Source organism: Yoonia sp., assembly GCF_046498525.1.
In the GTDB taxonomy this organism is placed as follows: Bacteria; Pseudomonadota; Alphaproteobacteria; order Rhodobacterales; family Rhodobacteraceae; genus Yoonia.
This window is the reverse complement of record NZ_JAWOAN010000082.1, coordinates 23,301-35,825: the sequence shown is the minus strand read 5'-3', so window position 1 is coordinate 35,825 and position 12,525 is coordinate 23,301. Positions and strand designations below refer to the sequence as shown.

Annotated in this window: 10 protein-coding genes and 1 pseudogene; 8 read left to right on the top strand and 3 right to left on the bottom strand. The window is 58.1% G+C overall.

Going from position 1 to position 12,525, the window contains the following annotated elements:
- Positions 1-152: pseudogene (locus tag R6T97_RS05410) on the bottom strand (succinyl-diaminopimelate desuccinylase); the annotation flags it as partial.
- Positions 153-297: 145 nt separating this feature from the next.
- On the opposite strand from R6T97_RS05410, the gene R6T97_RS05405 reads away from it, so the two are divergent.
- The 8 genes from R6T97_RS05405 to R6T97_RS05370 all read left to right on the top strand — a co-directional run bounded on the left by R6T97_RS05405 (position 298) and on the right by R6T97_RS05370 (position 10,121).
- The gene (locus R6T97_RS05405; RefSeq protein ID WP_410348276.1) at positions 298-1,236 is read left to right on the top strand and encodes a glycosyltransferase family 2 protein; all 939 of its coding nucleotides are present in this window, start codon (positions 298-300) and stop codon (positions 1,234-1,236) included.
- A gap of 6 nt (positions 1,237-1,242) precedes the next feature.
- On the top strand, positions 1,243-1,638 hold the full coding sequence (locus tag R6T97_RS05400) for a GtrA family protein (RefSeq protein WP_410348275.1): 396 nt from the start codon (positions 1,243-1,245) through the stop codon (positions 1,636-1,638).
- A 117-nt stretch (positions 1,639-1,755) separates the two neighbouring features.
- Entirely contained in the window at positions 1,756-3,546 is a 1,791-nt protein-coding gene (locus R6T97_RS05395) for a hypothetical protein (RefSeq protein WP_410348274.1), read from the top strand.
- 105 nt (positions 3,547-3,651) lie between these two features.
- Positions 3,652-5,658 (top strand): hydantoinase/oxoprolinase N-terminal domain-containing protein, encoded by a 2,007-nt coding sequence (locus R6T97_RS05390; RefSeq protein ID WP_410348273.1) that lies wholly within the window; start codon positions 3,652-3,654, stop codon positions 5,656-5,658.
- Between the two features lie 269 nt (positions 5,659-5,927).
- Positions 5,928-6,536 (top strand): CDP-alcohol phosphatidyltransferase family protein, encoded by a 609-nt coding sequence (locus R6T97_RS05385; protein ID WP_410348272.1) that lies wholly within the window; start codon positions 5,928-5,930, stop codon positions 6,534-6,536.
- 13 nt (positions 6,537-6,549) lie between these two features.
- Positions 6,550-7,749, top strand: a complete 1,200-nt coding sequence (locus R6T97_RS05380; RefSeq protein WP_410348271.1) for an ABC transporter substrate-binding protein — start codon at positions 6,550-6,552, stop codon at positions 7,747-7,749.
- A gap of 106 nt (positions 7,750-7,855) precedes the next feature.
- On the top strand, positions 7,856-9,499 hold the full coding sequence (locus tag R6T97_RS05375) for an ABC transporter permease (protein WP_410348278.1): 1,644 nt from the start codon (positions 7,856-7,858) through the stop codon (positions 9,497-9,499).
- On the top strand, positions 9,492-10,121 hold the full coding sequence (locus R6T97_RS05370) for an ATP-binding cassette domain-containing protein (protein WP_410348270.1): 630 nt from the start codon (positions 9,492-9,494) through the stop codon (positions 10,119-10,121). Before R6T97_RS05375 ends, R6T97_RS05370 begins: the two co-directional genes overlap by 8 nt.
- Here the strand turns inward: R6T97_RS05370 and crtC are convergent.
- Together crtC and crtD are read right to left on the bottom strand one after the other, a co-directional pair.
- Positions 10,118-10,987 (bottom strand): carotenoid 1,2-hydratase, encoded by an 870-nt coding sequence (gene crtC, locus R6T97_RS05365; RefSeq protein ID WP_410348277.1) that lies wholly within the window; start codon positions 10,985-10,987, stop codon positions 10,118-10,120. The two genes, R6T97_RS05370 and crtC, sit on opposite strands and share 4 nt — an antisense overlap.
- The gene (gene crtD, locus R6T97_RS05360; RefSeq protein WP_410348269.1) at positions 10,951-12,504 is read right to left on the bottom strand and encodes a 1-hydroxycarotenoid 3,4-desaturase CrtD; all 1,554 of its coding nucleotides are present in this window, start codon (positions 12,502-12,504) and stop codon (positions 10,951-10,953) included. Before crtD ends, crtC begins: the two co-directional genes overlap by 37 nt.
- Positions 12,505-12,525: the final 21 nt, after the last annotated feature.

Here is a 12,525-nt window from a genome sequence, read left to right as displayed (position 1 = left end):
CGCCGGTCCAGATACTCGCAAATTTCGCGGTAGCAATCACCCGGCGGGTTCAATGTGGGAATCCGGATCAGGTTTTGGGTCAGCGCGATCAGATCGTTCCGTCGCGTGCGTACCGCTTCGTTCAGGGCTGAATTTTCTGCGTTGCCGTTCATGCTCCTAGTATTCGCGTTTATGACCGGACAGACAATGGTGTGATCCGGAAATTACACACTCCAGCCAAAAATAGACCGCTAACTATCGCCATGGTCTGCTGTGGCTGCTATGGCCAAGAAACCCAAAACCATGGAGCGCCCTCGCGTGGAGCATACTTCAGAACCAAAAGTTGCGGTGCTCATTCCGTGCTTTAACGAGGCGAAACCTATCGCCACTGTCGTTGCAGACTTTCGCGCCGCCCTGCCTGATGCTGATATTTATGTGTATGATAATAACTCAACTGATGACACGGCCGATATAGCACGCGCAGCCGGTGCCATCGTCCGTGTCGAAACCCAACAGGGCAAAGGCAATGTCGTGCGTCGTATGTTCGCTGACATTGATGCCGACGTTTACGTGATGGTGGATGGTGACAATACCTATGAAGCGAGCGCCGCACCCGCCATGGTGGACAAACTGATGAACGAGACGCTCGATATGGTCAGCGGTTCTCGAGTAACGGAAGTTGAAGAAGCCTATCGTCCCGGCCACAAGTTTGGCAACTGGATGCTGACAAACCTCGTCGCTGGTATCTTTGGCAAGGGCACCAAGGACATGCTGACAGGCTACCGCATATTTTCCCGCCGTTTTGTCAAGAGTTTCCCCGCATTGTCGCGTGGTTTCGAGATCGAGACAGAACTGACCGTGCATGCGTTGGAGTTGCGGATGCCGATCGCTGATGTGGATACAGCCTATATCGACCGTCTGCCGGGATCTGACAGTAAGCTGAACACGATCCTGGACGGAGTGCGCATACTAAAGATGATCATTTTGCTCGTGAAAGAAGAGCGCCCCTTCGCGTTGTTCTGTGGGATCGGTGCCTTGCTCGGAATTGTCTCACTTGTTCTCGGAGCCCCAATCGTAGTCGAATTCATTGAGACGGGTCTTGTGCCTCGGTTCCCGACAGCAATTCTTGTATCTGCAATCATGGTGATCGGTGTGCTTTCCTTCATGAGCGGGTTGATCCTTGATACGGTGACTCTGGGCAGACGCGAGATGAAACGCATGGCCTATTTGGCGTTGCCAGCACCTATTAGGCGCTAGGCATCAATGAGGTCAGAACTGCCTTTGCAAATCATGCGCTTTGGTGCGGTGGGCGGCGTCGGTTTCATCATTGACGGCACATTGTTGTGGCTGCTGATCACACTTGATTTCAACCCCTTTGTCGCACGTGCCCTTTCATTTCCGGTGGCCGTTATCGCCACTTGGCTCTTGAATCGCAACTGGACGTTCCGGGCCACGCGCAACGCCAACGGGAAGGCCCAATTCCGCCTTTATTTCAGCGTTCAACTGGTTGGCAGTCTCGCCAATTATCTGGTCTATTCTGCCGTTATCGGCGTCTTTGGAACAGCCTTCGCGACGGTGTTCTGGGGCTTCGTGACGGGATCTGCCGTTGGTTCGGTCCTGAATTTCTGCGGCGCACGTCTGATCGCGTTTCGGGTATGACAGGTCTTGATTCAGCGCAACGCTCTTTGCATGGGAATTTGCAGAAAACGGTCATTGTTTTGCCCTTTTGGGTTGCAAGATATCGGTCTGGCACCTTTGATGAAGTGATTGAAACCCATGAAATTCACATCCCTGATTGATTTTTGCCGGCACAGGCCGCTTTTCGTAGCCCTGCTGGGCGCGATCATGATTGCACTGCTGAAAGCGGTCGTTGATGGCATCAAGATGGAGGAAAACTTTTCCTCAATGGGTAACGACGACATCATGCGCATGGTCATGGTCCGCGACTGGCTGGCCGGACAGGACTGGTTTGATACAATGCAGTACCGTTTGGTTCCGCCAGAAGGTGTCTTGATGCATTGGTCCCGCTATGTCGATGCAGGGATTGCTGCATTCATCGTGCCGTTTTCCTATGTTTTGCCCATGCAAACAGCAGAGCTGATCGGGGCAGCAATTTGGCCAACTGTCATATTTATTCTGACACTTTTGGTCATCGGACTGGGGACCAAACGGCTATTTGGTCCGGTCGCTGCAAGTTTCGCGGTCATGTGTGCAATATTCTGGCCGCTTTTGTCTGATTTGCACTCGCGCGCAGGGAATTTGGATCATCATAATGTCCAACTGCTGATGATGGTGATCCTGATCTATGCGGTTGTCTGGCCTCGTCGACCGGTCGCTGCGGGGATCACGAGTGGGTTGGCGGCGGCTTTCGCCTTGTCCACAGGGTTGGAAAGTCTGCTTTTCGTTGCCGCTGCTGGTGTTGTGCTTTTTGGCCGCTGTGTTTTTGATCGCAGAGCCGAAACGCAGCAGATGCTTATCGCATTCTGCCTTGTTTTGGCGGGTGGAAGCGTTGCTTTCTGGCTTGGTCTGACCGCACCGGCTTTGCGCGGGATACCGGTATGTGATCAACTTGGCACTCCGATGCTGGCCGTGATCGCGATTGCGGTTGTGGCGGCATTGGTGCCTTTGGCATTGCGTAACCGCATCCCCGGTGCGGTTTTTCAGTTGGGCGCCACCGTCTGTCTGACCGCGATTGGCTTTGCGATTGCCTGGCCTTTTCTGGGGCCGTGCATTCGCGGCCCCTACGGCGATCTCCCCCCCGAGCTACAAGAGATGATCAGCACACGCGTCACAGAGGCAAAGCCGTTCCTGATCTATGCCCAGACGCATACAGAGGCTGCATTGACTTTTGTCGTCCCCGTCGTCACCGCACTGATTGCTGGCAGCGTACTATGGTGGTCGCGGCGCGGTCGTGGTGGATTCGGCCAGACGCAAAATGCGATTCTCGGACAACTCTTGGTGCTGGGCATATTGGGTTTCGGGCTGATCTTTTTACAGATGCGCACTGTCATCCTGGTCGCATCGGTGGTGCCTGTGATTGGTGGCGTCTGCCTTGCGGCCCTGCTGGATACCTATCTGAAAACCCGTGATGCCACGAAGGCCGCGCTCATGTTCATTGTGGCGATTGCCGTGATCGCTCCGGAGATCATCCTTGGCCCTTTGCGGCCTTATTTAGAGGATGCCAACAACAAGACTGAAACGACAAACACGGATTGTCGCACCTACGGGTCGCTTGTCGCATTGAACGAGGTGCCGGCCGCGATCATCCTGAATAGTACAAATATGGGTGCGCCTTTGCTTTGGGCAACGCATCACAGCACTTTGGCAGCGCCTTATCATCGCAGCCCGGCGGCATTCATGAACGGCGGTTTGGGCTTTTTGATGGAGGAAACAGAGTTTGAACAGCTTGCCAGACAGCAAGATGCCACGCATATCCTGCTATGTGCAAATAGCACCTATGGCAGCGCTTTTCTAACTACACTGGCGGCGGACCAAACGACAGCGGACTGGTTACGCCGTGTGCCTGTCAGCGCTGATGAACAGCGCCTGTTTGAAGTGTTGAACTGAACATTGCTTGGCTGTGTCGGTTTTAGCAAAGTATCGCGTGGAATGATCTTGCGCTTTGTCAGGTCAAGTCGTTTAGCTGTGTGATCAATGTGACACGAGGACGACATGACCTACCTGCTTGGCGTCGATACCGGCGGAACCTACACCGACGCGGTGATCATTGACGAAGCGTGCGACCATGTGCTGGCATCTGCCAAGGCCCTGACATCCCGGCCTGATCTTGCGATCGGTGTCGGTGAGGCGATTGATGCGGCAATTGCGGGAGCGCAGGTCAATGGCGCTGATATCGCGATGGTTTCGTTATCCACAACCCTTGCGACCAACGCCTTGGTCGAAGGTCAGGGTGGCCGCATTGCGTTGGTGGCGATCGGGTTTGACGACGCTGAATTGACACGTGCGGGTCTGACCGATGCGCTGCGTGGCGATCCGGTGATCCGCCTGCCCGGTGGTCACAATCACGCGGGTGGCGAGGTGGTACCGCTTGATCTGGTTGCCTTGAGAAATGCGCTCCAAAGCCTTGATGCAGGGATTACGGGCTTTGCCGTTGCTGCGAGTTTCGCCACCCGCAATCCGGCCCATGAAATCGCCGCGCGGGATCTGATCCGCGGGGTAGTGGAGAAACCGGTCAGTTGCTCGCATGAGCTCAGTCAGGCGCTGGGCGGTCCCAAGCGTGCGCTTACGGCCGTGCTGAACGCGCGTCTGATCGGGATGCTGGATCGTCTGATCACCGCTTGCGAGGATCACTTGAGGACTGTCGGGATATCGGCGCGTTTGATGGTCGTACGTGGCGACGGAGCGTTGGTGTCAGCCGACCTTGCCCGTGAGAAGCCGATTGAAACGATCCTCAGCGGACCTGCGGCATCGATCGCGGGGGCCAGTTGGCTCACCGGGGAAACCGACGCGCTGGTAAGTGATATTGGTGGAACGACGACGGATGTATGCCTGTTGCGTGACGGGCGCCCCAAGATTGACCCGAAAGGCGCACTTGTCGGTCCGTTCCGCACAATGGTCGAAGCGGTGGCGATGCGCACGACAGGTTTGGGCGGCGATAGCGAAGTGCATGTCGTCGAGGGGCTAAGCGGTGGTTTACGGCTTGGCCCACGCCGGTTGATGCCGATTTCTCTGGCAGCGCAGCATCATCCTGACTTGATACATGGTGCGCTTGATCACGCGCTGGCGCAGGACGTACCGGCATCGGACGGAGGTCAATTCATTATTCCGCTTTGGGCAGTCATGCCCGCCGGATTGGACGCGCGCGAACAAACCGTTGCAGATCGCTTGGCAAACGGCCCGTTGCGTTTTGGTCATGCAGTGCGGTCGCGCATGGAAAGCCCCGCCCTTGGTCGTTTGGTGGGGCGCGGCCTTGTCATTCTGGCGGGTGTGACGCCATCGGATGCCGCGCATGTGCTTGGGCTTGTGGACGCATGGGATGCACAAGCGGCTGAAAAGGCGCTGACACTTTTTGCCCGCCGTCGCACTGGAGCCGGTACGCGCATTGCGCAAAGTGGACAAGTCCTTGCGCAGCAAATCGTTGACCAGTTGACCGCGCAAACCGTGGATTGCCTTTTGCAGGCCGCGTTTGCCGAAGATGATCGCGAGTGGTCTGATCCAGAGGCTCTTGTCCGGCACCCGCTGTCAGTGGCTGGATTAGACTGGCATCAGGGCGTCGTCCAAGTGCAAATGTCCCTGGGTGTGCCTGTGATCGGTCTGGGGGCCTCGGCGGCGACGTATTACGGGGCTGTCGGCGACCGTCTCGGGACACGCATGGTCTTGCCGGAACATGGCGGTGTGGCCAATGCGATCGGGGCAGTTGTCGGGCAGGTGCGTATGCAGGCAACTGGGGCTGTCACCAGCGCAGGCGAAGGGTCTTTCGCCGTGCACTTGCCAGCAGGACCGAAGATATTCGCCGACCGTGGCGAAGCGCTGGATGTTCTGGAAACCGCGTTGCGGTCCGAGGCCGAAGGGCTGGTGCGGGCATCCGGCGTCGAGGATATCCGGTTTTCTGTCACACGCGACATATCCGAGATTACGGTCGAGAACCGGTCCATGTTTATCGAAGCGACCCTGCGTGTGGAAGCCAGCGGACGACCACGCATCGCGCATGATGGCTGAGTTCGACGATGCCCCGCAACCTGCGCGTTTCATACCGATCGGTAGGGTGCAGCTTGTTGACCGGCATATCAAAAACAGACACCCGTTGTTTCGGGAATCCCCCAAATAAGACGACACCTGATGGTCGGTGATTGGGTTGGCATGTTCGATGAGAGCACCAACCTAAATGCAATTATGACAATCCGGCAGTCCTCTCTCACATTCCCGTCAGGTTGATTGCGCCAATCTGTAGCATCGTTCACAAGAAACGCAGCTCGGAGTGAGGCCAGATGCTCGATCGTTATGTACGTCAACTGATAGACCCGCCGCTGAACCATATTGGTCGCGGGCTGGCTGGGCGTGGGGTTACGGCGGATGCGGTGACTTTGACCGGGTTGGGCTTGGGTCTGTTTGCCGCCCTTTTGATTGCATCGGGTCAGCCGGGATGGGCGCTCGCTCCGCTACTGGCCAGCCGCGTTGCCGATGGTCTGGACGGTGCGGTTGCCCGCGCGACGCAGAAAACGGACTTTGGCGGGTATCTTGATATCGCCGTCGATTTTCTGTTCTATGGCGCGATCCCGATGGCCTTTGTGATCCATGACCCGGCCACCAATGGGGCCGCTGGCGCGTTCCTGCTTGCGTCGTTTTATTTCAACGGCACCAGTTTTCTGGGGTATGCTATCCTTGCCGAAAAGCATGGGCATAAGACGGAAGTACAGGGCCAGAAATCACTCTATTACTCCAACGGCCTTCTGGAAGGGACCGAGACCATCTTGTTCTTTGTGATCCTTTGTCTTTTGCCTGTTTATTTTTCTCCGCTCGCATGGGTCTTTGGCACCCTTTGCTTTGCGACTGCAATACTGCGGATTTACGCCGCAAGACAAATCTACAAAGACTGAAGGGTAAACGTATATGAAACTTATCGCCGTATTGGCCGCTTTGTTGGCCCCGTTGCCAGCGCTGGCTGAGATTGACCCCAGCAACTGGGATGCTGTCACAGCCGAAGCCGAAGGCCAGACTGTATTCTGGAACGCTTGGGGTGGATCGACCACGACAAACGACTTCATTGCATGGGTCGGAGAACGTGTCTTGGAAGACTACGGTGTCATGCTGGAGCATGTGAAGCTGACCGATACGGCCGATGCCGTCACCCGTGTCCTGTCTGAAAAGCAGGTGGGTGAGGATGATGACGGTGCCATCGACATGATCTGGATTAACGGAGCCAACTTTGCCGCAATGAAGGATGCCGATCTGTTGTTTGGCCCCTTTGCCGAGCAGTTGCCCAACTGGGCCTTTGTCGATGTCGAGGGCAAGACGGTGCAGACGGACTTTACGGTTCCCACCGACGGTTTTGAGAGCCCTTGGGCCATGGCGCAGGTTGTGTTCATCCATGATACGGCTGATCTGGCAGAGCCTCTTGGGTCCATGCAGGCGATTGCCGATTGGTCCGCCGCGAACCCCGGTCGGTTCACCTATCCGCAACCGCCTGACTTTCTTGGTACAACCTTCCTCAAGCAAGCTTTGGTTGACTTGCTGGACGATCCGTCTGTGCTGTCTGCGCCCGCAACCGATGACAACTATGACGCCGTCACAGCGCCGCTCTGGGCGTTCCTTGATGATCTGACGCCGACGCTTTGGCGCGCAGGCCGTGCCTATCCTGCGACAGGACCTGCGCAGTTGCAGTTGATCGCGGATGGCGAAGTCGATCTGGCGATTTCCTTCAGTCCCGGTGAAGCGACAGCTGCGATCGCGAACAACCAGTTGCCGCCAACCGCGCGTACGTTCGTTCTGGACAAAGGGACCATTGGCAACGCTTCGTTTGTTGCCGTTCCGTACAACTCTGGCTCCAAGGCCGGTGCGATGGTCGTTGCCAACTTCCTGATGTCACCCGAGGCGCAGGTGCGCGCGCAGAACCCGGAGGTTCTGGGCTATGGAACCGTATTGGATATGGATGCCTTGCCTGCCTCTGATCGCGCTGCATTTGATGCTCTGGAACTGGGTGTCGCTACATTGTCTCCGGCCGAGTTGGGCACTGTGCAAGCAGAGCCGCACCCAAGCTGGATGATCCGCATCGCGGATGACTGGATGCAGCGTTATGGCGTCTCCGAGTAATCCTGTGCGCGTGTGCAAAAAGGAGCTCCGGGAATAACCCGGGGCTGCTTTGCCTTTGAGCCGCCGCCGCTTTCTGCCCGTACTGCCGATCCTCACATTGCTTGCGATGTTGGGGCCGGTCGCGGCTGGCTTGTGGGGGACATTGCTGCCCGCATTCGGGCATTTACCTGCGGCAGGTCTGACAGGGCCATCGCTTGACCCGTTTCGGGATTTGTTCGAGTGGGGCGGGCTTCCAAGGGCGGTGATGCTCTCGCTATCGACCGGGCTGCTGGCAACCTCGGTTTCGCTCATGATCGTGGTGTTTGTCACTGCGGGTTGGTCCGGGACACGCCCCTTTCGCGCGTTGGAGCGACTTCTTTCGCCACTTCTATCGGTACCACATGCTGCGGCTGCCTTTGGGCTGGCATTCCTCATCGCGCCATCAGGATGGTTATCACGATTGATTTCGCCGGGGGTCACAGGCTGGGACCGGCCCCCTGATTTGTTGATCGTGCAGGATACATGGGGTCTGACCATGACCGCCGGGCTGATCGTAAAAGAGGTCCCTTTCCTGTTATTGATCACGCTGGCTGCATTGGGTCAGACAGACGCGCCCCGCAGTGTCACGATCGCGCACGCATTGGGTTACGGGCGCGTGACAGGATGGTTGAAGACAGTGTTCCCGCGGGTCTATGCACAGATCAGACCACCCGTTTATGTCGTCCTGGCCTATTCGATGTCTGTGGTCGATGTGGCCGTGATCCTCGGGCCGAATACACCGCCGCCATTGTCCGTCCAGATTGTGAAATGGATGTCCAATCCTGATCTTGCGATGCGGCTGGAGGCTGCTGCCGGGGCGCTGTTGCAGCTTGGTCTCGTCATTGGCGCACTGGTCTTTTGGCGAATGGGAGAAATAGTGGTCGCCCTGCTTGGGCGTCGCTGGATCGCAAAGGGCGCGCGCGGCAGCTGTGATCCGGTTGTCGCGCAGATGGCACTGTTTGCCGGTAGCGTTTCTGCTTTGGCCGTGTTGCTGGGGTTGGTTGTGCTGGCAACTTGGTCGTTTGCGGGTTTCTGGGGGTTTCCTGATGCGTTTCCTGATACCTTTACCTTACGCAACTGGGTCCGGTTCGGCCCCGGGACACTGGAGGCGCTGGGCGAAACCGCGCTGATCGCCGGGACCGTTGCGCTGGTCGCATTGATCCTCACCATCGGATGCCTTGAGGCAGAGTACCGATATGGGCTTTCGTTCAGCGAACGCGCAGTATGGTTGCTCTATTTTCCTTTACTCATTCCGCAAACAGCGTTTCTGCCGGGGTTGCAGACACTGATGCTCAATGCCGGTGCAGATGTGGGGCGTTTGCCTGTGATGCTGGCGCATCTGGTGTTCGTGCTGCCCTATGTCTTTCTGTCGCTGGCTGACCCCTTCCGCGCTTGGGACACGCGCATGGGTACGATTGCTGCAGCTTTGGGTGCGAGCCCCGACGGGGTTCTCTGGCGCGTGCGCCTGCCGATGTTGTTGCGTCCGGTCCTGACGGCCCTGGCGGTTGGATTGGCCGTATCGGTGGGACAATATCTCCCGACGTTGCTGATTGGCGGTGGCCGTGTGGCGACACTCACCACCGAGGCTGTGGCGCTTGCCTCGGGCGGTGACCGCAGGGCGATTGCAGTTTATGGATTGATGCAGACAGGGGCGGCCTTGGTGCCATTTGCGCTCGCCTTGCTGCTGCCTGCGCTGGTTTGGCGCAACAGAAGGGGATTGCGGCATGGATAAGGGGCTATCGCTTAGGGATGTGACCGTTTCCAAGGGGGGTGTGCCCCTCTTGTCCGTGACGCATGATATCGGCCCGGGCGAAGTGCTGACGATCATGGGGCCGTCCGGCGTCGGCAAATCGACCTTGCTGGCGTTTATCACCGGCACGCTTGCATCCGACTTTCGTGCAGAGGGCGAGGTTTGGCTGGATGGCCATAACATTACAAATGCCGCGCCGCATCAACGCCGGGTCGGTATCCTGTTTCAGGATGACCTGTTGTTCCCGCATCTGTCGGTAGGCGCGAACCTTGCCTTTGGATTACAGCCCGGCGGGAGTGCTGCGGAACGGAAGGCCAAGATTGAAGAAGCCCTGCAGGAAGTGGGCTTGAGCGGCTTTGCAGACCGTGATCCGGCCACGCTCTCGGGCGGGCAAAAGGCGCGGGTCGCGCTCATGCGGATGCTGCTGTCGGAACCCTGTGGGCTGCTGCTGGACGAACCTTTTTCGCGGCTGGACGCGGCGCGCAGGGCGCAGGTGCGCGACATGGTATTTGACCGCGCAAACGCCCGGCAATTGCCGGTGCTGATGGTGACCCATGATGCCGATGATGCGCAGTCGGCGGGTGGAGACATCATCACGCTTTAGGCTGGCCAGCCACGCCGCCTTGGAACCCGCACCGCCAGCATTGCCTTGATCAGCGGTGATCTGAACCTGTTGAGGTCAAGGGCCTCATGCACGCCTGTCACAACCTCTCCGTTCAGTTGCGTTTGCACGGCGGAACGGGAATAGAACGGGGCATCCAGCATGTTGAGCACTTGTTTCGGCGTGACGCCGGGGTCGGCGCGGGTTTCGCGCCTGACCTGCCACAAGGACCTCTTGAACTGGGTGCGCGGCGGCGCATCGACGATCTGTGCCTTTCCGTCACTGTCGAACGCGATTGCCGTTTCAAGCGTTGTTCCGTCCCGTCGCACGGCATCATAGATACAGGTAGCGCCGGACTTGGTCGGATAGCGCCCCCATGTCCAGAAGCTGAAATCCTGCTCCAGCGCGCGGGTGCCGAAATTGGCGTCGAAATAGCCATGTCCCGACCATTGCCAGCCCTTTGCCTCAAGATCGATTTTGATGTCGGACGAAGGTGCGAACGGGCGCCAGATATGTGTCCCATCGGGGGTGAGGGGTAGTTCGACGGATGTGACTGCGTGCGGTGTCACGGTGATCTTTCCACGCACGCGGCTGACCAAAGGCAGGCTGCTGATCTCATCGATGTCGATGATCAGTTCCTTGCCGGTCCAATGCATGGACGAGGGTCCGACCTGAAGCGTATCCGGCGTGGTTCTGAGCGCATCACGCCCCCGGTCGGTCATTGTGAAACGTCCGCCCGGTCCGTAGGTGGCGACGTTGATACAGCAATTGTCGGCAGGTTCGCGGCGGCCCGACCACGCATACCAAGGCGAAAACACCGATCCGATAAACCCTATGACAGAGACCGCTTTCGTTCCACAGTCGCTGATCCCGTCAACGTACCACCACGCATAGCCGTTGGGCGGGACGTCAAGGTGGAAGCATGGTCCGTCATGATCGCCGCGGCCGCGTGCTGGCCTGAGAGTGTCGCCATCGGCACCCCCGCCCCCGGATGCGCTCCGCCCCCGCAAAGGTAAAGCCCCGGTATCTTGGTCCGTGCTGTCGGGCGTTTGAAGGCCGCCATCAGGCCGTGTGGGCTCTGCCCGTAAAGGGAACCGCTGCTCGCTGGAAACAGCGCGTTGAATCCTTGGGGCGTCGTCAGCGCGTCCGGCTCCGGTGTCGGGCTGAAGCTGAGGCCGAAGTCGCGGAGACGCTTGAAAATTTGTGTCTGACATGGGGGTTTTTCCTTTTCAGGGTCGCGCGGCACAGGCGGGCCGTTCATGATGATCTCGAACCGGTGCAGGGCGTCGGAGGCGACACGTCCGTGGTCTTGGGCGCAAAGATAGAGAGTGGCGTCTGTTGGCATTTCACCTGCGGCAAGCGCGTTGAATTCGGCCTTTGGATCGTGCCCGAAAAACACCGTGTGATGGGCCAGATCGACGCCGCTGGGGATCGCAGCAAAGGCGTGCACAAAGGCCGAAAGGCTGCGTGGTCCGGTCTGCCGATCACTGACTGCGGCCTTTGCGCCTTCGCCCAGCAATCCGGTTGCCAATGCGCGTGGATCACCGTTGAACAGCACGATATCCGCCGGAAAATGCGCGGCATTGGTTTGTACGCCGTTGATCTGCCCGTTTTGCCGGGTGATACGCGTTGCTGCGGTGTTGTAGTGGAAAGTGGCGCCGCGCGCTTTGGCGAGATTTACGATCGTTTGTGCCAATTGATGCATCCCACCCTGCACAGACCAGACACCTTGTGCCTCTGCCTGCCAGATCAAGGACAGGATGGCAGGGGAGGCATAGGGTGACCCGCCGACGTAAGTAGCGTAGCGCCCGAAAAGCTGCGCCAGTCGGGGATCGCGGAAAGAGCGTTTCAGCAATCCCGCCATTGTGCGATGCGGGGCCATATCCATGATCAGGCGCGGCTGTCGCAATACGGTTTTTGTGACTGCCATCTGAGCTGGCACTGGGCTGCGCATCATTGGCCCATCAAAGGCAGCAAACAAGCGCTTGGCGCGGGCCGAGAAGGCTTCGAATTCCTGACCGGCTTTTGCACCAAAGGTTCTGGTTATGTTGGCGAGGCTTCTGGCGGGGTCTGCGTCCAGATCAAGCGTGGCACCATCGTCCCAATAGTGGCGTGCAAGCGTTGCGAGCGGGTGTAGCTTAAGGTGATCGCCAAGCCTTTCGCCCACGTCTTCGAACAAAGCCTCGAACACGGGTCGCATGGTCAGAACGGTGGGTCCCGCATCAACCGGGCCCGCATCAGATGGGACTATCCGCATTTTGCCGCCCGGGGCACCATGCATGTCCAGCACGGTCACATCGCAGCCTTGATGGCAAAGCCGCAAGGCGGCAGCCAGCCCACCGATACCGGCGCCAACGACAACGATTCTGGGTGAATCAGTTTTCATCAAAACCTGAGTTTTTTGTTA